Source organism: Streptomyces venezuelae, assembly GCF_008642375.1.
Classification (GTDB): Bacteria; Actinomycetota; Actinomycetes; order Streptomycetales; family Streptomycetaceae; genus Streptomyces; species Streptomyces venezuelae_G.
Window position 1 is genome coordinate 7,793,994 of sequence record NZ_CP029194.1, and the last position, 23,584, is coordinate 7,817,577.

Below are 23,584 nucleotides of genomic sequence, written 5' to 3' on the forward strand. Positions count from 1 at the left end.
GGCCACGGTGGTGGCCGCCATGGGTCGGAGCGGTCGGACCGGGGGACTCCGCTGGGCCGTCGGATCCGGAGGGTTTACCGGAACCGGCGCGTCGCGGCGCGTGCGTCCTGACCGTACGGGCGCGTCGGCGCCGGGCGGCGCCACGGGGCCTGCACGCCCGGCTGACGGGCGGGGGGGCGGCGGCGCGGAGCCGGTCGGAGGTCCGGCGGACCGGGTGGGGGGTCGGGGGGTGCGGACTGCGGCAGACCCGACGGCGCCGGGCCTCGGAGAGGGGCCAGTCGGTCACCCGCCGCAGAGGATGCGGAGCGGGTGCCGCCGGCACGCGGTTGATGTGGAGTGAGGTCACGACGAGCCTCTTCCGGCAACCGACCCGACCGAGGGTCTGCTCAGGTCGACATTGATGCTGTTTCCAGACTCAGCCCCCGGGACGTGATTCGTCAACCGGAGAGGGGCCGGCGCGGGCGCGCCGGAGGCTGCCGTGGGCGAACCGCGAGAGGGCGTTGTGCGGCCGCTCGTCGAGGAGCGTGCCGAGGATGCGGGCACCGTCACGAACCGTGCGCGGGTGCGAGGGGCCGTGGCCGCTCGGCAGTTCGCGACTGGGCACCTCGGCGACGCGCAGCCCGTAGTGCAGGGCGTGCGTCACGAGTTCGGCGCCGAGTTCGACGCCGTCCTCGCGCAGGTCGAGGAGGTCGACGAAACCCCGCCGGAACGCGCAGAACCCGTACCAGAGATCGGTGAGCTGCTGACCGTACAGCCGGCGTGCGACGCGCAGGAGAGCACGGTGGCCGAGGCGTCGCCCGAGGGGATAGTCGGCGACGGCCCCGCCCGCGATGAAACGGGAGCCCTTGACGAAGTCGAATCCGCTTTCCAGGTAATGCAGGTAGTGCGGAATCTCGTGCGGCGACATGCTGCCGTCGGCGTCCATCAGCACGATCAGATCACCGGTGGCCGCGCGCAGCCCCGCGTGCGGAATGTCGCCCCTGGTGAAGTCCCAGGCCCCGAGCGCCCGGACGGTCATCCCGTCCCGCGCGGGTCCCGCGCCCGTCGGCCCGCCGATGAGGACCACGTCCCGCACGTACTCCGGAATCTGGCCGAGCAGCAGGTCGAGCGCGTTCCCCGGGTCCTGTCCGTCGGGGCGGACCGTCAGGACGAGGCTCACGGTGCTGGTGCCGGAGCCGGGCACCCGGTCGGTCGACCGGCGGAGGGGGTGCGCGTCACTGCTCATGGGTACGGCCTTCCGCGCGGCGGACCGCGCATTGCTGCATACCGCGCATCTCAGAATCCTGCGCCGTAGGTGACGGCGTCAAGAAATCCGGAAGAGTATGCGGAGCGCCGTGAATAAATACCTTCGCATGACCTGCGAATGACTGCGAATGACCCCTGCGAATAACCTGCGAATCACCTCTGAATCCCGCCCGAATCGCCTCCGAAATGCCCCTTCCTGCCCTCCCTGTTTCTGCGCGAGAATCCTGAGCGGCATACAATCCGGTCATGGCAGGGCGAATTGAGGACTACGCCCTCGTCGGGGACCTGGAGACGGCTGCGCTCATAGGGACCGACGGGTCCGTCGACTGGTGGTGCGCGCCCCGCTTCGACTCGCCCGCGTGCCTCGCGGCCCTCCTCGGCGACCCCGCCCACGGCCGGTGGCTCCTCGCCCCGGTCGGGAGGGCCCGCTGCACGCGCAGGAGCTACCGGGGCGACACGCTGGTCCTCGACACCTACTGGGAGTCCGTCACCGGTACCGTCCGCGTCACCGACTTCATGCCCCCGCGCTCCCCGGACTCCCCGGAATACCCGGGCTCTGCCCAGGGAGGGCCGAGCATCGTCCGCGTCGTCGAGGGGATCTCCGGACGGGTCGCCATGCGGGGAGAGTTGAGACTCCGCTTCCATCACGGCAGCATCGTGCCCTGGACCCGCGCGGTGGACCGGCGCACCGTCGCCTCCGTCGCGGGACCGGACGCCGCCTACCTGTCCAGCGGCCCCGGTGTCGACCCCACCGTCACCCCGGACCGTACGACCGCCGAGTTCACCGTCTCCGCCGGGAGCAGCGTCGCCTTCGTCCTCGGCTGGCGTCCCTCACACACCGCCGCGCCCCCCACCGTCTCACCGGCCGAGATCGACGCCACCCTCCTGCGGACCCTCGCCTTCTGGAACGACTGGGCGGACGCGCTCCGTTACGAAGGTCCGGCCAGGGAAGCCGTCCTCCGCTCCCTCCTCACCCTCAAGGCCCTCACCTACGCCCCCACCGGCGGCATCGTCGCGGCGGCCACGGCCTCCCTTCCCGAGAGCATCGGTCAACAGCGCAACTGGGACTACCGCTTCTGCTGGCTGCGCGACTCCACCTTCACGCTCTCCTGCCTGCTGCGCGGCGGATACCACCGGGAGGCCATGGCCTGGAAGGACTGGCTGCTCCGGGCCGTCGCGGGCGATCCCGCCGACCTCCAGCCGCTGTACGGGGTCGAGGGACAGCGCCGGCTCCCCGAGACGCACGCCGACTGGCTGCCCGGCTACGAGAGTTCAAGCCCCGTCAGATTCGGCAACGCGGCCGTCGGCCAGTTCCAGCTCGACATCTACGGCGAGGTGCTCAACACCGTCTACTCGGCGGTCCGGGCCGGGGTCGCCCTCGACCCGCCGGCCTGGGCCCTGGTCGCCGAGCTCCTGGAGTACCTCGGCACGCGCTGGCAGGAACCCGACGAGGGCATCTGGGAAGTCCGCGGCCCGCGCCGCCACTTCGTGCACTCCAAGGTCATGGCCTGGGTCGCCGCCGACCGCGCCGTCCGCCTCGCCCGCGTCGCCGGCCTCCGCGGCTCCGTTCGTCGCTGGCAGGCCCTGCGCCACGAGATCCACGCCGAGATCTGCGCCCGCGGCTGGAGCGAGGAGCAGCAGTCGTTCATGCAGTACTACGGCGGCCACCAGGTCGACGCCACCGCCCTGCTGATCCCCCGGCTCGGCTTCCTCCCCGCCGACGACCCCCGGATCCTCGGCACCGTCAAGGCGATGGAACGGCTCGACGAGCACGGCTTCCTCCGCCGGTACGGCGACGTCAGGGACGGCGGGACGCACGACCTCGACGACCTCGGCGGCACCGAGGGCGCCTTCGTCGCCTGCACGTTCTGGTACGCCGACGCCCTCGCCGCGACCGGCCGCCCGGACAAGGCCAGGACCGTCTTCGAGCGGGTCCTCGCCATCCGCAACGACGTCGGGCTCCTCGCCGAGGAATGGGACCCGGTGGCCGGCCGCCAGCTCGGCAACACCCCGCAGGCGCTCAGCCACGTGGCCCTGGTGAACACGGCCTTCACGCTCTACGGCACGCGCCGGCGCGGCCGCACGGCCACCCCGCGCCTCGCCGTGGCGTGAGCGCACCGCCCCCGCCGGCGCCTTCGGCGTGTCGTTCGGGTGCATCCAGCGGGCGGGTCCGCCGCGCGTGGGTTCGAATCGGGGCATGGCTTCCTACGACAGGCTCCGCGCCGGCGGCACCCCGAGGCCGCTGGAGACCGGTGACACGTGGTGGTACGCCGCCGTGGCCGGCGAGGCCGCCGGCTCCTTCAGCACCAGGGTCCGCACCCGGACCCGGCGTGGCTGCCTCGGGACCGTCCTCCTCCTCACGGTCGTCTACGCGGGCCTCGTGCTCACCGCGACCGGCCGTCGCTGGGGCGACGCGGCCCTCACCGGACGGCGCGCCGACACCGCCGCCGCCACCCTGATACGCGAGCATCCCTCGCTCGCCGGACTCACCACGCTCTCGCTGGTCCTCGGCTGCGTCCTGCTGCTCGCCACCGGTCTCCTGCGTAAGCGGTACGCGCTCACCGGAGCCGTCGCCGGCGCCCTCGTCACCTCCCTCGCGCTGACCGGACTCCTCCAGCGGTACGCGCCACGCCCCCGGCTGCTCGACTCCGGCGGGGCCCTCCTCCAGAGCGGCTTCCCCAGCGCCCAGAGCACCCTCGCCCTCGGCACGGCCTTCGGCCTCGCCCTCCTCGTCCCGTACCGGCTGCGCGGACTCACCGTCCTCGCCGGCACCCTCTGGGCCGGAGGCGTCGGCGCCTACACCGTCGCGGCGGGCGACCACCGCCCCGGCGACCTCATCGCCGCCACCCTCGTCGTCCTCGCCGTCTTCTGCGGACTGGCCACCTTCCTCGCCCGCAGGGGCAAGGTCCGCCCCGCCCGCAGAGGCCCCCTCGCGCGCGCCCTCCTCGCCGGCGTCCCGCTCGCCGCCCTCGCGGCCGTGGGACTCGGCGCCGGCTTCTGGCTCCTCGGCGACACCCTCACCCTCCCCGCCACCGCCCCCTACGACCCGGCCGAGCTCCGGCTCGCGCACCGCTGCGGACAGGCCCTCGCCGCAGGCGTCACCGCCGCCGCCGGACTGCTCCTGCTCGCCCTGCTCCGCCGCGTCGACATGGACCGGGCCCCCTCCCCGTACCGGCTCGGCGGCCCCTTCGTGGAGGCCGCGGGGGCTCCGCGCGACGGCGAGGTCGTGGGGCCCTTTACGGAGGACCGCGATCACGAGATATCTTGATGTCGAGCAATCTCGCATACGCAGACGTGGAGCTGGAGAACCCTGGTGACTGACTCGACCATCATCTACACCCACACTGACGAGGCGCCCGCCCTGGCGACGTACTCGTTCCTGCCCGTGATCCAGGCGTATGCCTCGCAGGCCGGCGTCACGGTCGAGACGCGGGACATCTCCCTCGCGGGCCGCATCATCGCCGTCTTCCCGGAGTACCTGGAGGAGGGCCAGCGCATCCCCGACGCCCTCGCGGAGCTCGGCGCGCTCGCCAAGACGCCCGGCGCCAACATCATCAAGCTGCCGAACGTCTCGGCGTCCATCCCGCAGCTGAAGGCCGCGATCGCCGAGCTCCAGGCGCAGGGCTACGCCCTCCCGGACTACCCGGACGACGCGCAGACGGACCAGGACAAGGACGTCCGCGCCCGCTACGACAAGATCAAGGGCTCGGCCGTCAACCCGGTCCTGCGCGAGGGCAACTCCGACCGCCGCGCCCCCGCCTCGGTCAAGAACTACGCCAAGGCCCACCCCCACCGCATGGGCGCCTGGACCCCCGAGTCGAAGACGAACGTCGCCACCATGAGCGACAACGACTTCGCCTCCACGGAGAAGTCCGCCGTCATCGCCCAGGACGACACCCTCCGCTTCGAGTTCACCGCCGCCGACGGCACCGTCTCCGAGCTCCGCGAGCCGCTCAAGGTCATCGCCGGCGAGGTCGTCGACGCCGCCGTCATGCGCGCCGCCGCCCTGCGCACCTTCCTCAGCGAGCAGGTCGCCCGCGCCAAGGCCGAGGGCGTGCTCTTCTCCGTGCACCTCAAGGCCACGATGATGAAGGTCTCCGACCCGATCGTCTTCGGCCACGTCGTCCGCGCCTTCTTCCCGGCGACCTTCGCCAAGTACGGCGAGGTCCTCGCCGCCGCAGGTCTCTCCCCGAACGACGGCCTCGGCGGCGTCCTGAAGGGCCTGGAGTCCCTCCCGCAGGGCGCCGAGATCAAGGCCTCCTTCGAGGCCGAGCTCGCCGCGGGCCCCGCCCTGGCGATGGTCGACTCCGACAAGGGCATCACCAACCTGCACGTGCCGTCCGACGTCATCGTCGACGCCTCGATGCCGGCCATGATCCGCACCTCCGGCCACATGTGGGGCCCGGACGGCCAGGAGGCCGACACCCTCGCGGTCCTCCCGGACCACAGCTACTCGGGCGTCTACCAGGTCGTCATCGACGACTGCCGCGCCCACGGCGCCTTCGACCCGTCGACCATGGGCTCCGTCCCGAACGTCGGCCTCATGGCGCAGAAGGCCGAGGAGTACGGCTCCCACGACAAGACCTTCGAGATGGCCCAGGCCGGCACCGTCCGCCTCGTCGACTCCGCGGGCAACGTCGTCCTGGAGCAGGAAGTCGCCGAGGGCGACCTCTTCCGCGCCTGCCAGACCAAGGACCTGCCCATCCAGGACTGGGTCAAGCTCGCCGTCACCCGCGCCCGCGCCACCGGCGCCCCGGCCGTCTTCTGGCTGGACGCCGCGCGCGCCCACGACGCCCAGCTGATCGCCAAGGTCGAGCAGTACCTGCCGCAGCACGACACCGAGGGCCTGGACATCAAGATCCTGTCCCCGGTCGAGGCCACCAAGTTCTCCCTGGAGCGCATCCGCCGCGGCGAGGACACCATCTCGGTCACCGGCAACGTCCTCCGCGACTACCTGACCGACCTCTTCCCGATCCTGGAGCTGGGCACCAGCGCCAAGATGCTGTCGGTCGTCCCGCTGATGGCGGGCGGCGGCCTCTTCGAGACCGGCGCCGGCGGCTCCGCCCCGAAGCACGTCCAGCAGCTCGTCAAGGAGAACTACCTCCGCTGGGACAGCCTCGGCGAGTTCTTCGCCCTGGCCGCCAGCTTCGAGCACCTCGCGACGACCACGGGCAACGGCCGCGCCCAGGTCCTCGCCGACACGCTGGACCGCGCCACCGGCACCTTCCTCAACGAGGACAAGTCGCCGACCCGTCGCCTCGGCGGCATCGACAACCGCGGCAGCCACTTCTACCTCGGCCTCTACTGGGCCCAGGAGCTCGCCGCCCAGACCGAGGACGCGGAGCTGGCCAAGGCCTTCGCCCCGCTCGCCGAGACGCTGGCCGCCAACGAGCAGAAGATCGTCGACGAGCTCGTCGCCGTCCAGGGCTCCCCGGCCGAGATCGGTGGCTACTACCAGCCCGACCCGGCCAAGGCCGAGTCCGTGATGCGCCCGTCCGCCACGCTGAACGAGGCCCTCGCGACCCTCGCCTGATCAGGCGCGCGACGCCCTCGCCCGCCCCGGCGGACGACACGTACCGCCCCGGCCGGAACGATTCCGGCCGGGGCGGTCCCGTCGGTGGCGCATCCGGCGTCCGGGTGTGAACCTGGATGGATGAGCTGGGCATCTTGGACGACCGCCGGTGTCTACACCGGGCGAGGTGGGGTGCTGACCGACGAGGCCGGCGTCGTGACGGGCGATGTGACCGTGCACACGACCTGGACCGAGCGCGAGGCACGCGTGGCCGTGCAGTACAGCGGCGCATCCGACTGGTTCACCATGTCGGGCAGTCCTGTTCCGTGCAGCACCGAGGAGGAGAGCCGCGACCTCCACGAAGCCGTCGTGGAAGCCGTCCGGAAGGGCGCCGGGGCCACCGTCCCGAACCTGCCCCGACCACAGAGGTAATCTGCCCCGACCGCAGATTCACGACCGAGAAGTGTTATCCCTCCCGCCCCCACGGGTCTCCGAACGACGGGGGACTCGGGCCACGGATGAGGGAGCAGACCCATGCACAGCGACGAGCGCCGCACCACCGCACTGGTGGAGGCGGCCCGGGCCGGTGACACGTACGCCAGGGACGAGCTGGTACGCGCCTACCTGCCCCTCGTCCACAATGTCGTCGGCCGCGCCCTCGACGGCCACGCCGACACCGACGACATCGTCCAGGAGACGATGGTCCGCGCCCTCGACGGCCTCGCGGGCCTGCGCGACCCGGACCGCTTCCGCTCCTGGCTCGTCGCCATCGCCATGAACGGCATACGCCGGCGCTGGCGCGAGAACCGGCAGGCCCCCGTGCCCGGCCTCGACCGGGCCGCCGGCCTCGCCGACCCCGCCGGCGACTTCACCGAGCTCACCATCCTGCGCCTGCGCCTCTCCGGGGAGCGCCGCGACGTGGCCCGCGCGACCCGCTGGCTCGACGACGAGGACCGTGAACTCCTCACCCTGTGGTGGCTGGAGGCGGCCGGGGAGCTGACCCGCGCCGAACTCGCCGAGGGCCTCGGTGTCTCCCCGCAGCACGCCGCCGTCCGGGTCCAGCGGATGAAGGAACGCCTGGAGACCGGCCGGGCCGTGGTCCGCGCCCTCGACACGGACCCCGCGTGCCCCGCACTCATGGACTCCCTCACCGCCTGGGACGGCCGCCCCTCGCCCCTCTGGCGCAAGCGGATCGCCCGCCACCTGCGCACCTGCGCCGCCTGTACGGGGCAGATGGCCGGCGGCCGTGGCTTCGCCTCCGTCGAGGGCCTCCTCGTCGGCATCGGGCTGGTCCCGCCGGTCGCCGTGGCCGCCGCGGCCCGGCGCGGCGCCGAACCCCTCGCCGCCGAGCCCGTGGGCCGGTGGACGCCGATCCGGCGCGCCTGCCTCGCCGGAGCCGCGACCGTCGCCGTCCTCGGCGCGCTCGCCGTGCTCGTACCGAGGCAGGAGGAGGTACGCGTGACACCCGACCGGCCCCGAGCGGCGACCCCGGCACCCGCGCCCCCGGTCACCCCGGCGCCTCCCACGACCCGGGCCGCGACCGTCGCCGCCCCGGCGCCCACGACCCGTACACCGGCACCCCGCCGCACCACACCGTCGGCTCCCGTGCCCACCGCCGAGGAACGGGTGACCGAGAGGGTCAACAGGCTCCGGGCGGCCGCGGGTTGCGCCCCGCTGCGGACCGACCCGCGACTGGTCGCTGCGGCCCGGGGGTACGCGCGCGACATGGTCGCGCGGGGCTACTACGCCCACAACAGCCCGGAGGGCGAATTCGCCGACGCGCGGATCACCGCCGCCGGGTACGACTGGAGCGCCTGGGCCGAGAACCTGGCCCGGGGGGCGAAGGACCCGGAGACCGTCGTCGAGGACTGGACCGACGGGGCGATGCACGAGGAGAACATGCTGGACTGCCGGTACCGGGACACCGGTGTGGCGTCGGCGCCCGGCCCCGGCGGCACGATCTGGGTGCAGAAGCTGGCGGCCCCGGCCTCCTGAACCCGCGCGGCACCCCGAGGCGTGCCGATCATCCCTTCGCGCCGAAATTCTGTACCCACCAAGGGCCGTTGGCGGTGAGGGTCACCCCGACGCCGATGTCCTTGAAGGAGCAGTTGAGGATGTTCTCGCGGTGGCCCGGGCTGTCCATCCAGTCTTCCATCGCGTGGGCCGGGGTCTTCGGGCCGCGGTGGATGTTCTCGCCCCACGTCGACCACCTGTACCCGGCGCCGGTCATCCGGTCGCCCGCGGAACGGCCCTCCGGGCTGTCGTGGTCGTAGTAGTCCCGCGCGGACATGTCGTCGGAGTGCCCCTGGGCGGCGGTCCGCAGGCGGCTCTCGGCACGGAGCGGCCCGCAGCCGGCCTTCTCCCGCTCGGCGTTGGCGAGGGCGACGACCTGCTGGACGTACTCGGAGACCTGCCCGCCGACGGCCTCGGACCCGGACCCGGTCCCGGCCTCGGACCCGGACTTGGGCTCGGAACCGCTGCCGGACCCGGACCCGGACCCGGACCCGGACCCGGAGCCCGTGGACTCGCCCGGCTGCCGCCCCCGCTCGGTCCCGTGCCCGGGCTGCTCCCGTGCGGGCGCGGAGGGAGCACCGGTCCGCGGCGGCGTCGTCGCTGCCTTCGTCTCCGGTGGGGGCTCCGCCCGAGGGGGCGTGGTCCGGGCCGTCGGCGTCTTCGGTGCGGAGCGGGCGGACGTGGGCGCGGTCGCGGGGGCGGAGGGAGGCGCGGAGGGGGTCACGGCCTCCCGGACCGTGGTGGCCGCGCCGGGCGAGGCTCCGGCGGCGTCCGGGGCGGCGGGAGCGGCGACGGCAGAGGGGCCGGCGGCCGGGGCGGGGGAGGCGACGTACACGCCGGCCGCCACCGTCAGGGCGACGGCCGTGGCCCCGGCGGCGGTGACGGCGGTGCGGAAGCCCGGCCGCTGCGGGGCGCGCCGCCGCGAGCCGCGGCCCGGAGTGCCCTTCCGGTGCCGCCCGCCGTCCCGCGCGGGCGGGTCGAGCCGTACGAGGTGCTCGTCGTGTTCCGGGAGAGACGAGTGATCCGGGAGATCCGAGTGATACGGGTGATCAGGGTGTCCGTTCAGGTGGACGTGTTCGGGGTCTTCGGGGTGACCGGGATGGTCGTGGTGCCGCATGGAGCTCCGCTCTCTCGCCGAGGCCGCCGGACGGTCCGGCGCTGGGGAGAGCCACCGGGACGACAGCGGTAACACTTTCCGGCCCCGGACGCCCCGACACTCCTCGTCAACTCGACGTGTCAATGCACGTCCGAGGCTTTCAGCCCTGCGGGATCACCGCCACCGGGCAGGGCGCGAGATGGAGCGCCGCGTGGGCCACGGAGCCGATGCGCGGGCCGATGGCGCCGCGCTTGGCCCGCCGGCCGACCACCAGAAGCTGCGCGGCCCCCGAGGCGGAGAGCAGCACCTGCCCCGCGCTGCCCAGTTCGACGTGTTCCGACACCGGCACCTCGGGGAACCGTTCCCGCCAGGGCGCCAGGGCCTCGCGCAGCGCCTTCTCCTCGTACGGGACGAGACCGCCGGCCTCGTCGGCGAGCCGCATCGACGACGGGCTGTACGCGTAGAGGGGCGGCAGGTTCCAGGCGCGGACGGCCCGCACCGACGCCCCGCGCGCGGCGGCGGTCGCGAAGGCGAAGCCGAGTGCCGCGGCACTGTCCTCGGGACTGCCGAGCTGGCCGACGAGGACGTCGCCGACCGGCGGTTCGGCGGGCTGGCCGTCGCGGGACCTGACGGCCACCACGGGCCGGCCGGCGGCGGCGATGATCTGCTGCCCGTACGAGCCGAGCAGGAAGCCCGCGACGGCGCCGTGGCCGCGGCTGCCGATGACGAGCATCTCGGCCCGCTGTTCGGTGCCGAGCAGTGCCGCGACCGGGGTGTCGTGGAGCACCTCGGCCGTGAGGGTGACGTCCGGGTGGTTTCGCGCGACCGTCGCCTCGGCCTCGCGCAGGACCTCCTCGGCGGCCCGCTCCTGCCCCGCCGGGTCCTGGACGAGAGGGGTGTCGAGGGGTTCCCAGCGCCAGGCGTGGGCGAGCCGCAGCGGGAGTCCCCGGTGCAGGGCCTCGCGGGCGGCCCAGTCGGCCGCGGCGAGACTCTCCGGGGAACCGTCCACTCCTGCGACGATCTCACGACTCATCGGAATGCCTCCGTGGCTAGCGTGCCGGGCCCGCCGGGTGGCCGGGCCCTCCTCCCTCCAGCTTGGGCCCATCGGCAGCCGGAGGAGAGGGACGGACGTCCCGACATGCCGTGCCGTCCGTCCCTTCTGCGGTGCCGTCCGGTGCCGTCCCGTGCCGTCAGGCCGGCAGGGTGAGCCGCGCGTGCGTGCCGTTGAGGTAGTGGTCGCCGATGTCGCGGAGCCGGTGCGCCGGCTGCGTGTGGGCGGTGAGCGCACGGGCGTTGCGCCAGAAGCGGTCGAATCCCGGCCCCCCTGACCGGGCGTCGGCGCCCTCGGCTCCGTCGACGAGTTCGAGGACGCGGGTCGTGACCCGGACGGCGGCCCGGCTGGTGATCGTCTCGGCGGCGGAGACCAGGACGGCGATGTCGGCGCGCTCCTCGGGGCTCAGCGTGCGTCCGGCGAGGAGGCCGCGCGCCAGGGCGTCCGTCGCCCGCTCGACCACCGCCGAGGCGGCGTGCGCGGTCGTGGCCAGCTCGCCGTAGGCCAGGAGCAGGTAGGGGTCGTCGCCCGTTCCCAGCTCCGTGCCGGCGGTGGACGGCCCGCCGTCCGCCGGGTGCCCCGGGGCCGGTCCGACCTGCCCGGCGCGGCTGATGTCCCTGGCCTCGGCGAGCGCCCCCTCGGCGATGCCGAGCGCGACCTGGACGAGGAGCAGCCGCAGGGCGAGCGGGGCGAGGCCGGCGAAGGAGGTGACGGCGTGTTCGTCGTGGGGGAGCACACCGAGGACGTCGCCGGCCGGGACCGGGACGTGGTCGAACGTGACGGTGCCCGCGCCGGAGAGCCGTTGCCCGACCCGGTCCGTGCCGGCGTCGGTGAACACGCCGGGATGCGCCGGGTCCACCAGGGCGATCAGCCAGTCCCCGGTCCCGCCGGGCCGTGCGCCGACGACCAGCCGGTCGGCCACGGCGACACCGGAGGCGAACGTGCGGCGCCCGTCGAGGATCCAGCCGCCCGCGTCGGGCGTGAGCCGCAGGCCGGGGTCCTTCTCGGTGCGCGGCGGCTCGACGCCCCCGGCGAGCAGCCAGTGCTCCTCGGCCGTCCGGACGTCGAGGGTGGTGGGGCCGGCGCCGGTGCGGGCGGGTTCCGGGTCCTCGGCCGGGCCGAAGAAGCGGCTGCTCCAGGACAGGACGTAGTGGTGGGCGAGGAGTTCGCCGACCGAGCTGTCGGCGGCGGAGATCTCGCGGACGACCGCGGACGCGGCCCGCCAGTCCGCACCCCGCCGGTTCGCCCCGGGCGCCGTGAGGAGGGCGGGCAGTCCGGCCTCCTGGAGCCGGGCGACCTCGTCGAAGGGGGCCTTGCCGGCCCGGTCCCGCGCGGGCGCGTCGACCGCGAGGTCGTCGGCGAGCTCGCGGGTGACGCGGGGCCAGATCTCGTCGTCCGCGGGCCGGTCGGCCGGTGAAGGGACGATGCGTATCGCGGTTCTCCTGACCGATTTCCTCGGTGTACTCACGTCACCTCACCCGCTCCCTCGTATTCCCACTGAATCACTAGGGATAGTGGCAGAGGCGGTCGCGTGCACCCAAGAGGCGTCCGAGAGCTGGACACGAGCGTCTTGACCGATGAGACGCCGTCATGTCGTTGCAGGTCGTGCGGAGTTCTGCACCGCGAGAACCGGCCGGATAGGAGATTTTCAGACACCCGCTCAGGGGTTGGTCCAGGCCTCCGGATCGTCCGCGAGCGCGGTGATCCCCGTCGGCAGCTCGGCCGCCGCGACCTCCGCGAGTGAGACCCCGAGCACCTCGCGCACGCTGGCGCGCAGCGCGATCCACAGCGGGAGCAGCGACTCGGCGGGCCCTGTGTACGCGAGGTCCGGCGGCCGCTCCCCGCGTACGGAGACCAGGGGGCCCTCCACGCAGCGGATGACGTCCGCGACCGAGATCGACTCGGCCGGCCTCGCCAGCCAGTACCCGCCGTTGCCGCCGCGCTGGCTCTGGACGAGCCCGCCCTTGCGCATGTCGCCGAGGATGCCCTCCAGGAACTTGTGCGAGATCCCCTGGACTTCGGCGATCGCCTCGGCCTTCAGCGGCCCCGCGTCCTGGGCTGCGGCGAGCTGGAGGGCGGCCCGCACCGCGTAGTCGGCTCTGGCTGAAATGCGCATGCGCGCATTATTCCGTACGCCCCCGGCCCGATACGTGCGCCCCGGAGGCGGCGCGTCCCGCACCCTTGACGTCGCGGGTGACCGGTCGGAGACTCGTGAAAGGGGGAATCCGAGCGAACGGGTAGGGAAACATGGGACGCACCGGCCGGCGGGACACCGCACACGCCGCGCCCCTCCCGCGCTCCGTGCCCCTCACCTCGCGGCGGCACATCGACCTGCTGCGGGTCTGCAGCGCCGCGTAGTCGCCGTACCCGCCGAGGCGTCCGCCGCGGCCGCTGATCCTGTCGGCCCGGCCCCACACACCGCTCCTCGGTCCGCCCGCCATCCGGGTCCGTCCGCCTCCTCCTTCCCGTTCCTCTGCTGCCTCAGGGCCCTGCGTGGCAGCGCCGACGCCGTCGTGACACCACGACCTCGCCGTTGTCGCCGTCGCCGTCGCGCACCGCCCCGACCCAGCACCGAGCACCCTCCAGGGAGAAGCATGTCCGTCGTCCCGTCCTCGCTCCTGCCCGTCTCCGCCGTGCCCGCCTTCCGGGGCCGGATCGGCCGCGACGTGCGCAGCGGCCACTATGCCGTCCCGCACTGCTACCGCCTCCATCTGGCGCCCTCCGGCCCCGGCTGTCTGAGCATCGCCCTCACCCACGGCCTGCTCGGCCTCGACGACACGCTCCCGCTGACCGTGCTCCCCGCAACTTCCGACACGCCCGACGGCGGCTACGCCGCGCTCCGCCCGCTGTACGAGGCGAGCGCCCACCTGTACGCGGGGCCGGCCGCCGCGCCCGTCCTGAGCGACGGATGGACCGGGCGGATCGTCAGCACCCATGTGCCCGACATCCTGCGGGACCTCGCCCTGCGCTTCCGGGGGGACGGCCCCGACCTGCTGCCGGAGGAGCACCGGGGCGAGATCGAGGCCATGGCCGACCTGTGCGAGCGGAGCATCAACAGGGCCGCCCAGCGCGCCGGCGAACTCGGCCTCGACGGCGACGCCGCCCACCACGACCCGCTCGGTGTGCTCTTCGCGGCGCTCGGCTCCCTGGAGCGGCGCCTCACCGGTCGCCCGTACGTCCTCGGCGACCGCCCGACCGCCGCCGACGTGCAGGTCTGGGTCACCCTCGTCCAGCTCGACACCGTCCACCGCTGGCATCTCGACGCCGCCGCGATGGACCGCGTCGCCGGCCACCCCGCCCTCTGGGCCTACGCCCAACGCCTCGCCGCCCGCCCCGAGTTCGCCCGCCACCTCGACATCGACGCCGTACTGAGCCGGCACCGCGCCCACTGTCGCGGCCACGAGGCCGCCGGCGCCGGGATCAGGATCGTCGACTGGTCGGGCGCCTCGGGCTGACGACAGCCTCCTCGGACCGGCGCCGGTCCCAGCCCTCTCAGCCGATGCGGTGGCCCGCCAGGGGAGCCGTGTCGTCGCCCGTGCCCGCGCGGACCCCGCGGAGGAAGGCCTCCACGGCCTCCAGCGAGCTCGCCGACGGCTCCCACTCCAGCTCCCGCCGGGCCCGCTCGGTGGACAGCAGGGGCATGTGCCGCAGCGCATCGAAGAGCCCGGGGGAGGCCGGGGCGAGCCGCAGGTTCCAGGCCGCCGACAGCGCGCCGCGTACCGCCCCGGCGGGGACCTTCACGGGCCGGGCCTTCAGCAGCCGGCCGAGGTTGCCGGCGTCGAGCACCGGGTCGGCGGCGAGGTTGAACGCGCCGCGGACGTCCCGGAGGATCGCCCTCCGATAGGCGTCGGCGGCGTCCTCGGTGTGCAGGACCTGGAAGCGGAGCCCTTCGAACTCCGGTAGCAGCGGCAGCAGTTCCGGCCGCATCAGCTGACCGGGGAAGAACCGGCCCGCGAAGATCCGCCGCTGCCCGCTCGCCGACTCCTCCTTGAGGAGGAAGGCGGGGCGCATCCGGACCACCCGGGTCAGCGGATGGTCGCGCTCGAAGGTGTCGAGGACCCGTTCCAGGTAGGCCTTCTCCCGGGTGTACGCGGCGCCGGGCCAGCCGTGCGTCGGCCAGGCCTCGGACACCGGCGCGCCTCCCTTCGGGCCGGGGGAGTACGCGCCCACCGAGGAGGCGTGCACGAGGACCGGCACCCGCGCCGCCGCGACCGCGTCGAAGACGCGCACCGCGCCGAGGACGTTGGTCCGCCAGGTCTCCACCGGATCGTGCGTCGGGCCGAAGCGCCAGGCCAGGTGCACGACCGCGTCCGCGTCCGCCACGTACTGCGCGAGCCGGGGCTCGTCCCCCTCAAGGGAGAGGTCGACCTCGGCCCACTCCACCCCGGGCAGCTCCAGGCCCGGCCTGCGGCGGGCGAGGCCGAGGACGGAGCCGACCCGCGGTTCGCGGGCCAGTGCCCGCACCAGGCTCGTGCCGACGTTGCCGGTGGCGCCGGTGACGACCACCCGCTGTTGCGCGCTCGGGTTCATGTCTCCGACCCTCCGCCATGGACGGCGGAACCGCACTCCGGGACACGCCCCGTCACGCACCGTGCCCGTGCGGGTCGCGGGCGTGGCCGAGGAACGGCAGGATGGAGCGACTCGGGAGCCATGAGACAGGAGTAACCCGATGCTGCTGCCCGACGCGAACACGGTCGACCGGCTGCTCCGCCACTACCGCACCCAGGAGCGGTCCGTGCTCGCCAGGCCGTGCGACCTGTCGGTCCGCCGGCGCTTCGAGGACACGGCGTACACCCTCTGCGTCCTGATGGGAGAGCGGACCGCGCACGAGGCGGTCCGCGCCGCCGAGCGGTACGTCGCCCAGGGCGGGCCCGCGCCCAGGGAGGCCCTGGAGGGCCTGGCGGGGAGCTGACCTGCGGGTCCGGTCAGGAATCGAGAAGCATGGCCGTCGGGCCCCGGCTAGCGTGGCCGTCGTGGACATCGCGGTTTCCCGGGCGCCGGGGACGAAGCGGTGCAATGATCGCGATGATCATGATTCGGCCCGTCCGACAGAGGAGAAACGATGAGCCAGGCTGCCCCGAGGACGGGAGACCAGAGGACGGGCAAGCGGGCGGTCGCGCCGCACGCCGCCGACAGCCACGACACGATCCGAGTGCTCGGAGCCCGCGAGAACAACCTCAAGGACATCAGCATCGAGATCCCGAAGCGCCGGCTCACGGTCTTCACGGGCGTCTCGGGATCGGGCAAGAGCTCCCTCGTCTTCGACACGATCGCGGCGGAGTCCCAGCGCCTGATCAACGAGACGTACAGCGCCTTCGTCCAGGGCTTCATGCCGAGCCTCGCGCGGCCGGAGGTCGACGTCCTCGAAGGGCTCACCACCGCGATCATCGTCGACCAGCAGCGGATGGGCGCCGACCCCCGCTCCACCGTCGGCACCGCCACCGACGCCAACGCGATGCTGCGCATCCTCTTCAGCCGCCTCGGCAAGCCCCACATCGGCCCGCCCAGCGCCTACGCCTTCAACGTCCCCTCCGTCAGGGCGAGCGGCGCGATCACCGTCGAGCGCGGCGGCAAGAAGGCCGTCAAGGCCACCTACGAGCGCACCGGCGGCATGTGTACGCGCTGCGAGGGCCGGGGCTCCGTCTCCGACATCGACCTCACCCAGCTCTACGACGACTCCAAGTCGCTCGCCGACGGCGCCCTCACGATCCCCGGCTACACCACGGGCGGCTGGAACTACCGGCTCTACAGCGAGTCTGGCCTCGTCGACCCGGACAAGCCGATCCGCAAGTACACCAAGAAGGAACTGCACGCCTTCCTCCACCACGAGCCCACGCGGATGAAGATCGCGGGCATCAACATGACCTACGAGGGTCTGGTCCCGCGGATCCAGAAGTCCTTCCTGGCCAAGGACAAGGAGGGCATGCAGCCGCACATCCGGGCCTTCGTCGACCGGGCGGTCACCTTCACCACCTGCCCCGAGTGCGACGGCACCCGGCTCAGCGAAGGGGCCCGGGCATCGAAGATCAAGAAGGTCAGCATCGCCGACGCCTGCGCCATGCAGATCAGCGACCTGGCCGAGTGGGTCCGCGGCCTCGATGAGCCCTCGGTCGCGCCGCTGCTCACCGCCCTGCGGGACACCCTCGACTCGTTCGTCGAGATCGGCCTCGGCTACCTCTCGCTCGACCGGCCCGCGGGCACGCTCTCGGGCGGCGAGGCGCAGCGCGTCAAGATGATCCGCCACCTCGGCTCCTCGCTGACCGACGTCACGTACGTCTTCGACGAGCCCACCATCGGCCTGCACCCCCACGACATCCAGCGGATGAACGACCTGCTGCTCCGGCTGCGCGACAAGGGCAACACGGTGCTCGTCGTGGAGCACAAGCCGGAGACGATCGCGATCGCCGACCACGTCGTCGACCTCGGCCCGGGCGCCGGTACGGGCGGCGGCACGGTCTGCTTCGAGGGCACCGTCGAGGCGCTGCGGGCCGGTGACACCATCACCGGGCGGCACCTCGACGACCGGTCCTCCGTCAAGGACACCGTACGGACGCCCACGGGCACCCTGGAGATCCGCGGCGCGTCGGCGCACAACCTCCGCGACGTCGACGTCGACATCCCGCTCGGCGTCCTCGCGGTCGTCACCGGAGTCGCCGGCTCCGGCAAGAGTTCGCTCGTGCACGGCTCGATCCCGCCCGGCGCGGAAGTCGTCTCCGTCGACCAGGGCGCCATCCGCGGCTCGCGCCGCAGCAACCCGGCCACGTACACCGGGCTGCTCGAACCGATCCGCAAGGCCTTCGCCAAGGCCAACGGCGTGAAGCCGGCGCTCTTCAGCGCCAACTCCGAGGGGGCCTGCCCGACCTGCAACGGCGCGGGAGTCATCTACACCGACCTGGCGATGATGGCCGGGGTCGCGACGACCTGCGAGGACTGCGAGGGCAAGCGGTTCCAGGCCTCGGTCCTCGAGTACCACCTCGGCGGCAAGGACATCAGCGAGGTGCTCGCGATGTCGGTGACCGAGGCCGAGGAGTTCTTCGGCGAAGGCGAGGCGCACACACCGGCCGCGCACAAGATCCTCGACCGGCTCGCCGACGTCGGCCTCGGCTACCTCAGCCTCGGGCAGCCGCTCACCACGCTTTCCGGCGGCGAGCGGCAACGGCTCAAGCTGGCCACGCACATGGGCGACAAGGGCGGGATCTACGTCCTCGACGAGCCGACCACCGGCCTCCACCTCGCCGACGTCGAGCAGCTCCTCGGCCTGCTCGACCGGCTCGTCGACTCCGGGAAGTCGGTCATCGTCGTCGAGCACCACCAGGCGGTCATGGCCCACGCCGACTGGATCATCGACCTCGGCCCGGGCGCCGGCCACGACGGCGGCACGATCGTCTTCGAGGGCACGCCCGCGAAGCTGGTCGCCGACCGCTCGACCCTCACCGGCGAGCACCTCGCGGCCTACGTGGGGGCCTGACCTCACAGCTCAGGGGGTGTGCTGTCGATCAGGCCGCGAGTCCGGCCCGATCGGGCAGGACACCCCCAGGGGGTGCCCGGCGGATCAATCGGGCACCCCTCCGGCAGCCGGACCGTGCGGCGCCCACCGGACGGTCGCCGACACGACCGTCCGATGTCTCCAGTGGCGCCGCACGACCGGCGGTTCCTGACCCCCGTTCCCCGTCCCCCGTTCCCCGTCCCCCGTGCCCCGCGGTCTGCGGTCTCCGGTCCGACGCCGTCGTCAGGCCCGGTGGGCCGCCCTGCGCCGCAAGGCCCACAGCGCGAGCGCCGCCGCGCAGGCCGAGCCCACCAGCGTCAGCGGCAGCCCGGCCGACGGTCCGTCCTCGTCCGCGGAGCCCTCGCGGGGCGCGGCCACCGCCGCCTCCGCTCCGGCGCGCGGCGCCCCGGCGGCCGCGACGGGGACGTCCTCGTCCTTACGGCCGCCGGCACGCGCCGCCGCCACGGCCCGGGTGCCCGCATCGGTGGCGGCCTTCGTCCGCTCCGGCAGCAGCGAGCCCACCGGCTGCACCCGCCCCGCGGCCTCGAAGCCCCAGTCGAGCAGGGAGCGCGCCTCCTCGTAGACGGTGAGCCCGCCGCCGCCCTGCGGGTTCATCACCGAGACGACCAGCGTCCGGCCGTCCCGGCGCGCGGCGGAGATCAGGGTGTTGCCCGCGTTCGTGGTGTAGCCGTTCTTGATGCCGATGAGCCCCGGATAGCGGGCCACGCCGTCCGCGCCCGTGAGGAGCCGGTTGGTGTTGGCGATGCCGTACGACCAGGAACCCGCCGGGAAGTCCGCGTACGGTGTGGAGCAGTACCGCGTGAAGGCGGGATCCTGCAGCCCGGCCCGCCCGAAGACCGCGAGGTCGTACGCGGAGGACACCTGCCCCGGAGCGTCGTACCCGTCGGGGGAGACCACGTGGGTGTCGTGGGCGCCGAGGGAGCGGGCCTTCGCCTGCATCTGCCGGGACATCGACTTCCAGCCGCCGTTCATCGCGGCGAGGACGTGCACGGCGTCGTTCCCCGAACTGAGGAAGACCCCGTTCCACAGGTCCGACACCTTGTACGTGTACCCCTCCTTGATCCCGACGAGGCTGCTGCCCGCCCCGATCCCGGTCAGCTCGGAATCGGCCACGGTGTGCTGCTCGGAGGGGTGGTTGCGGGGGAGCGCGGTGAGGGCGAAGAGCGCCTTGAGGGTGCTGGCCGGCGGCAGCTTGCGGTGGGCGTTCCGCGCGGCGAGGACCTCGCCCGAGGACGCGTCCGCCACCACCCACGAGAGCGCGGACACCTCCGGGACGGAGGGCGCCCCCGGCAGCCGCTGCACCTGCGTGCCCTTCCGGTCGAGCCGCGCGGGGTCGACGAACCTCGGCGTGGGCGGCGTCGGCTCTCCGAGGGAGGAGCCCGGGGAGCGGGGAGGAGCGGGGGAGGCCGTGGCCGCCGGAGCGGGCAGCACGAACAGCAGCGCCGCGGTTCCGGCGGCAGCATGACGGACAGCTGACGTGACGATCATTCAGCCACCGTAGGAAGGAGGGGTGGCCCGCGCAGATCGGAGTGCGCCGACCGGCGTAGAGGTTCCGGCGTACGGCCGCACGCCGTGCGCCCGCCCGGGGGAGGGCGGAGCCGCACCGGCTCCCACGGCTGCTGTCGGTGCCACAGGGCATCCTGGTGACGTGCCCTCACACCCGAACCAGAACAACGCCGTTCCGGCCGCCGACGCCGGCGCCCCTCCCGGGACCGCCCCGCCCGCCGGAGCGCCTCCCGCAGGTTCGCCTCCCACCGGCGCGCCCGCAAGGCCGGTGCCCGGTCCCGCGCGCGCTCCGGGAGGCCCGGCCGGCGGGGCTCTCGGCGGCCCCTTCGGCGCGCCCTCGTTCCGGACCGAGCGGCAGCCCCGTACCGCCCCCGCCGGACACATGATCGTCTGCGGGGACGATGCCCTCGCCCACCGCCTCGCGGGCGAACTGCACGGGGTGTACGGAGAGCGGGTCACGCTCCTCGTGCCCGCACGGCCCGACGCCCCGCCCACCCCCGCCGCCGCCCGCACGGGCGGCCGGGCGCTCGCCCTCTTCGGCCGCGTCACCGCCGCCGTCACCCGCACCACCTCGGCGACCGGAGCCGCGACCGGAGCGGCGGCCACCGGAGCGTCCGGAGGCGAAGCGGCCGGCGGCGAGCCGGCCGGCACGCTGCGGATCGTCGAAGCCGCGGAGGCCGACGACCGGGCCCTCGTGGACGCCGGAGTCGAGCGCGCCGCCGCGCTCGCGCTCGTCCACGACGACGACGAGACCAACATCAGGGCCGCGCTGACCGCCCGCCGGCTCAACCCCCGGCTGCGCCTGGTCATCCGGCTCTACAACCGCAAGCTCGGCCAGCACCTCGAGAACCTCCTCGACCAGGCCGCGGCCGTCGCCGAGCCCGGCCTCGACCCCGAGAAGCTCGACGCCGCCACCACCGTCCTCTCCGACGCCGACACCGCGGCCCCCGGACTCGCCGCGGCGGCCGTCGCCGGCACCAGCAAGGTCGTCCAGGCGGGCGGACTCCTGCTGCACGCCGTCGAGCGGACACCGCCCGCGGGCCAGGCCCCCGATCCCGGCCGGTGCACGCTCGCGCTGCTCTCCGCCACGGCGGGCGACCCGGCGGGCTGCGAGGGTTCCGAGCGCAGCGGCGACGACGGCCCGCGCCTCCTGCCCGACGACCGTACGGTGGCCGCGGCGACCGGCCGGGCCGCCGTGACGCTCGAAGCGGTCACCCCGGCCGCCCCGACCGTCCCGGCGAGCCGCTTCGGAGGCTCCGGACTGCCCGTCGGCTCGCTCTTCTCCCGCCGCCTGCGGTGGTCCCTCGCCGGAGCCGCCGCCGCCGTCCTCGCCCTGGCCCTCGCCTCGACCTTCACCACCGGCGACCACCCCCTGCACGCCGCCTATCTGACGCTCCTCGACATCTTCGCCATCGGCGACCCGGCGATCGGCGAGCCGACCGGCCGTCAGGTCCTCCAGATCCTCGCCGGGTTCGTCGGACTGCTCCTGCTCCCGGTGATCGTCGCCGCCCTCCTCGAAGGCCTCGGCACCTTCCGCACGGCGACCACCCTGCGCCGGCCGCCCCGCGGGCTCCACGGCCACGTCGTCCTCCTCGGCCTGGGCAAGGTCGGCACCCGCGTTCTCGGCCGGCTCCGCCGGATGGGGATCCCCGTCGTGTGCGTCGAGTCCGACCCGGAGGCGCGCGGCATCGCCCTGGCCCGCCGGCTGCGCGTCCCCACCGTCATCGGCGACGTCACGGAGGAGGGCGTCCTGGAGGCCGCCCGCGTCCACCGGGCCCACGCCCTCCTCGCCCTGACCAGCGTCGACATCACCAACCTGGAGGCCGCGCTCTCCGCCCGCTCCGTCGCCCCCGACCTGCGGGTCGTGCTCCGCCTGTACGACGACGACTTCGCCACCGCCGTCTACCGCACCCTGCGCACCGCCCACCCCGAGGCCCTCACCCGGAGCCGCAGCGTCTCCCACCTCGCCGCGCCCGCCTTCGCCGGGGCCATGATGGGCCGCCAGGTCCTCGGTGCCGTACCCGTCGAGCGGCGCGTCCTGCTCTTCGCCGCCGTCGACGTCGCCGACCACCCGCTCTTGGACGGCCGCTCGGTCGCCGCGGCCTTCACCCCCGGAGCCTGGCGGGTCATCGCCCTTGCCGGGAGGGCCGGCTCGTACGGCGCCGGGGCATCCGCCCAGGACTGGCGCCTGGCCCCGGAGCGGATCCTGGGCCCGGACGACCGGGTGATCGTGGCGGCGACCCGCCGCGGCCTGGCGGAACTCCTGGGCCGCAGCGTCACAGAGGGCCGCACCCCGGACAACTCCTCACTCCCGTCCGGAGGTTGACCGTAGGATCTGACCGCCTGCGTGCCGCACCGGCCCGCCGTCGCAGTCAGGAGTGCCATCCGTGAACACCCCGCACAGCGCCGCACCCGGCCGGCCGCCGCACCGCATGGACGCGGCCGGCGGCTGCCCGCACGCGGCCAACGCCCGGCTCCTCGCCGAGGGGGCCGTGACGCCCGTGGTCCTGCCCGGCGAGATCGAGGGCATGGCCGTCCTCGGCCATGACGCGCTCCGTGACTTCCTCTCCCACCCCGACGTCGCCAAGGGCGCCCGGCACTTCACCGCCCTCACCGACGGCCGGATACCCGACGGCTGGCCGCTGCGCACCTTCGCCACCGTGCCCGGCATGACCACGGCGGACGGCGCCGACCACCGCCGCCTGCGGACCCTGGTCAGCAGCGCCTTCACCGCACGCCGGGTCGAGGAGCTCCGCCCGCGCGTCGAGGCCGTCACGGCAGGACTCCTCGACGGCCTCGCCGAAGCGGCCCGCACCGGCGGAGGCATCGCCGACCTGCGCCGCCACTACGCGCTCCCGCTGCCCCTCGGCGTCATCTGCGAACTCCTCGGCGTCGACCCCGCCCATCAGGACCGGCTGCACCACCTGTCCAGCCTCGTCGTCGCCACCGACACCGAGCCCGCGCGGGCCCTCGCCGCCAACCGCGAACTCGTCGAGCTCCTCACCTCCATCGCCGGCGACAAGGCCCGGGCCCCCGGCGACGACCTGACCAGCGCCCTCATCGCCGCCCGGGACGAGGGCGGCGACCGACTGAGCCAGCCCGAGCTGATCGGCACCCTGCTCCTGATGATCATCGCGGGCCACGAGACCACGCTGAACCTCGTCACCAACGCCGTGCGGGCGCTCTGCGGCCACCGCGAGCAGCTCGCCCTCGTCCTCGAAGGCCGGGCCGCGTGGGCGGACGTGGTGGAGGAGACCCTGCGCTGGGACAGCCCGGTCAGCTACTTCCCGTTCCGCTACCCCACCCGCGACCTCACGGTCGACGGCACCCTCATCCCCCAGGGCACCCCCGTCCTCGCGGGCTACTCGGCGGCGGGCCGGGACGCGAAGGCGCACGGCCCCGACGCCGACCGCTTCGACATCACCCGCGCCACGACGACGAAGCACCTCTCCCTGGGGCACGGCCCCCACTACTGCCTGGGCGCCCCGCTCGCCCGCATGGAGGCCGCGATCGCCCTGGAGGCGCTCTTCACCCGCTTCCCCGACCTGGACCTGGCCGTCCCGGAGACCGAGCTTCCCAGCCACGCCGGCTTCGTCGGCAACAGCGTCCGAACCCTCCCGGTCCGCCCGACCCCCTGACGGCCCGCAGTCTGCG

At 74.0% G+C, this 23,584-nt stretch carries 17 protein-coding genes; 10 read left to right on the plus strand and 7 right to left on the minus strand.

Going from position 1 to position 23,584, the window contains the following annotated elements:
* Positions 1–415: 415 nt before the first annotated feature.
* Entirely contained in the window at positions 416–1,225 is an 810-nt protein-coding gene (locus DEJ46_RS35455) for a glycosyltransferase family 2 protein (protein ID WP_150272998.1), read from the minus strand.
* 266 nt (positions 1,226–1,491) lie between these two features.
* Between DEJ46_RS35455 and DEJ46_RS35460 the strand changes: the two genes are divergently transcribed.
* The 5 genes from DEJ46_RS35460 (at position 1,492) to DEJ46_RS35480 (ending at position 8,752) form a co-directional block, all read left to right on the plus strand.
* Entirely contained in the window at positions 1,492–3,357 is a 1,866-nt protein-coding gene (locus DEJ46_RS35460) for a glycoside hydrolase family 15 protein (protein ID WP_150273000.1), read from the plus strand.
* A gap of 85 nt (positions 3,358–3,442) precedes the next feature.
* Positions 3,443–4,513 (plus strand): phosphatase PAP2 family protein, encoded by a 1,071-nt coding sequence (locus tag DEJ46_RS40630; RefSeq protein WP_150273002.1) that lies wholly within the window; start codon positions 3,443–3,445, stop codon positions 4,511–4,513.
* A gap of 45 nt (positions 4,514–4,558) precedes the next feature.
* On the plus strand, positions 4,559–6,778 hold the full coding sequence (locus tag DEJ46_RS35470) for an NADP-dependent isocitrate dehydrogenase (protein WP_150273003.1): 2,220 nt from the start codon (positions 4,559–4,561) through the stop codon (positions 6,776–6,778).
* Between the two features lie 120 nt (positions 6,779–6,898).
* Positions 6,899–7,189 (plus strand): hypothetical protein, encoded by a 291-nt coding sequence (locus DEJ46_RS35475; protein ID WP_150273005.1) that lies wholly within the window; start codon positions 6,899–6,901, stop codon positions 7,187–7,189.
* A 102-nt stretch (positions 7,190–7,291) separates the two neighbouring features.
* Positions 7,292–8,752, plus strand: coding sequence for a sigma-70 family RNA polymerase sigma factor (locus DEJ46_RS35480; protein WP_150273007.1), 1,461 nt, complete (start codon positions 7,292–7,294; stop codon positions 8,750–8,752).
* A 28-nt stretch (positions 8,753–8,780) separates the two neighbouring features.
* Here the strand turns inward: DEJ46_RS35480 and DEJ46_RS40240 are convergent, their stop codons facing one another.
* The 4 genes from DEJ46_RS40240 to DEJ46_RS35500 all read right to left on the minus strand — a co-directional run bounded on the left by DEJ46_RS40240 (position 8,781) and on the right by DEJ46_RS35500 (position 13,033).
* Positions 8,781–9,887 carry a CAP domain-containing protein gene (locus DEJ46_RS40240; protein WP_223835341.1) on the minus strand — a complete coding sequence of 369 codons (1,107 nt, stop codon included), beginning with the start codon at positions 9,885–9,887 and terminating at the stop codon, positions 8,781–8,783.
* Positions 9,888–10,026: 139 nt separating this feature from the next.
* Positions 10,027–10,899 (minus strand): universal stress protein, encoded by an 873-nt coding sequence (locus tag DEJ46_RS35490; RefSeq protein WP_150273008.1) that lies wholly within the window; start codon positions 10,897–10,899, stop codon positions 10,027–10,029.
* A gap of 157 nt (positions 10,900–11,056) precedes the next feature.
* Complete coding sequence (locus DEJ46_RS35495) at positions 11,057–12,385, minus strand: acyl-CoA dehydrogenase (RefSeq protein WP_150273010.1); 1,329 nt, start codon at positions 12,383–12,385, stop codon at positions 11,057–11,059.
* A gap of 192 nt (positions 12,386–12,577) precedes the next feature.
* Positions 12,578–13,033: an RrF2 family transcriptional regulator gene (locus DEJ46_RS35500; RefSeq protein ID WP_150273012.1), complete on the minus strand. Its 456-nt coding sequence runs from the start codon at positions 13,031–13,033 to the stop codon at positions 12,578–12,580.
* A gap of 478 nt (positions 13,034–13,511) precedes the next feature.
* Between DEJ46_RS35500 and DEJ46_RS35505 the strand changes: the two genes are divergently transcribed.
* Positions 13,512–14,372, plus strand: coding sequence for a glutathione S-transferase C-terminal domain-containing protein (locus DEJ46_RS35505; protein ID WP_150273013.1), 861 nt, complete (start codon positions 13,512–13,514; stop codon positions 14,370–14,372).
* A 37-nt stretch (positions 14,373–14,409) separates the two neighbouring features.
* On the opposite strand, the gene DEJ46_RS35510 is transcribed toward DEJ46_RS35505, so the two are convergent.
* Positions 14,410–15,447 (minus strand): NAD-dependent epimerase/dehydratase family protein, encoded by a 1,038-nt coding sequence (locus DEJ46_RS35510; RefSeq protein WP_150273015.1) that lies wholly within the window; start codon positions 15,445–15,447, stop codon positions 14,410–14,412.
* Between the two features lie 139 nt (positions 15,448–15,586).
* Here DEJ46_RS35510 and DEJ46_RS35515 point away from each other — a divergent pair, with 139 nt between their 5' ends.
* Complete coding sequence (locus tag DEJ46_RS35515; RefSeq protein WP_150273017.1) at positions 15,587–15,829, plus strand: DUF5133 domain-containing protein; 243 nt, start codon at positions 15,587–15,589, stop codon at positions 15,827–15,829.
* A gap of 150 nt (positions 15,830–15,979) precedes the next feature.
* On the plus strand, positions 15,980–18,385 hold the full coding sequence (locus DEJ46_RS35520) for an ATP-binding cassette domain-containing protein (protein ID WP_150273018.1): 2,406 nt from the start codon (positions 15,980–15,982) through the stop codon (positions 18,383–18,385).
* A gap of 261 nt (positions 18,386–18,646) precedes the next feature.
* On the opposite strand, the gene DEJ46_RS35525 is transcribed toward DEJ46_RS35520, so the two are convergent.
* Entirely contained in the window at positions 18,647–19,912 is a 1,266-nt protein-coding gene (locus DEJ46_RS35525; protein WP_150273020.1) for a D-alanyl-D-alanine carboxypeptidase family protein, read from the minus strand.
* A gap of 400 nt (positions 19,913–20,312) precedes the next feature.
* On the opposite strand from DEJ46_RS35525, the gene DEJ46_RS35530 reads away from it, so the two are divergent.
* Both DEJ46_RS35530 and DEJ46_RS35535 read left to right on the plus strand, forming a co-directional pair.
* Positions 20,313–22,256 carry a potassium channel family protein gene (locus tag DEJ46_RS35530; RefSeq protein WP_150275051.1) on the plus strand — a complete coding sequence of 648 codons (1,944 nt, stop codon included), beginning with the start codon at positions 20,313–20,315 and terminating at the stop codon, positions 22,254–22,256.
* A 106-nt stretch (positions 22,257–22,362) separates the two neighbouring features.
* The gene (locus DEJ46_RS35535) at positions 22,363–23,568 is read left to right on the plus strand and encodes a cytochrome P450 family protein (protein ID WP_150275053.1); all 1,206 of its coding nucleotides are present in this window, start codon (positions 22,363–22,365) and stop codon (positions 23,566–23,568) included.
* Positions 23,569–23,584: the final 16 nt, after the last annotated feature.

Bases quoted from the DNA above. Each gene is read 5' to 3' on its own strand.
- DEJ46_RS35505 (WP_150273013.1), top strand. From the start codon at position 13,512: ATGTCCGTCGTCCCGTCCTCGCTCCTGCCCGTCTCCGCCGTGCCCGCC.
- DEJ46_RS35525 (WP_150273020.1), bottom strand. From the start codon at position 19,912: ATGATCGTCACGTCAGCTGTCCGTCATGCTGCCGCCGGAACCGCGGCG.
- DEJ46_RS35535 (WP_150275053.1), top strand. From the start codon at position 22,363: ATGGACGCGGCCGGCGGCTGCCCGCACGCGGCCAACGCCCGGCTCCTC.
- DEJ46_RS35520 (WP_150273018.1), top strand. From the start codon at position 15,980: ATGAGCCAGGCTGCCCCGAGGACGGGAGACCAGAGGACGGGCAAGCGG.
- DEJ46_RS35500 (WP_150273012.1), bottom strand. From the start codon at position 13,033: ATGCGCATTTCAGCCAGAGCCGACTACGCGGTGCGGGCCGCCCTCCAG.
- DEJ46_RS40240 (WP_223835341.1), bottom strand. From the start codon at position 9,887: ATGCGGCACCACGACCATCCCGGTCACCCCGAAGACCCCGAACACGTC.
- DEJ46_RS35460 (WP_150273000.1), top strand. From the start codon at position 1,492: ATGGCAGGGCGAATTGAGGACTACGCCCTCGTCGGGGACCTGGAGACG.
- DEJ46_RS35480 (WP_150273007.1), top strand. From the start codon at position 7,292: ATGCACAGCGACGAGCGCCGCACCACCGCACTGGTGGAGGCGGCCCGG.
- DEJ46_RS35475 (WP_150273005.1), top strand. From the start codon at position 6,899: ATGAGCTGGGCATCTTGGACGACCGCCGGTGTCTACACCGGGCGAGGT.
- DEJ46_RS35530 (WP_150275051.1), top strand. From the start codon at position 20,313: ATGATCGTCTGCGGGGACGATGCCCTCGCCCACCGCCTCGCGGGCGAA.
- DEJ46_RS35515 (WP_150273017.1), top strand. From the start codon at position 15,587: ATGCTGCTGCCCGACGCGAACACGGTCGACCGGCTGCTCCGCCACTAC.
- DEJ46_RS35455 (WP_150272998.1), bottom strand. From the start codon at position 1,225: ATGAGCAGTGACGCGCACCCCCTCCGCCGGTCGACCGACCGGGTGCCC.
- DEJ46_RS40630 (WP_150273002.1), top strand. From the start codon at position 3,443: ATGGCTTCCTACGACAGGCTCCGCGCCGGCGGCACCCCGAGGCCGCTG.
- DEJ46_RS35490 (WP_150273008.1), bottom strand. From the start codon at position 10,899: ATGAGTCGTGAGATCGTCGCAGGAGTGGACGGTTCCCCGGAGAGTCTC.
- DEJ46_RS35510 (WP_150273015.1), bottom strand. From the start codon at position 15,447: ATGAACCCGAGCGCGCAACAGCGGGTGGTCGTCACCGGCGCCACCGGC.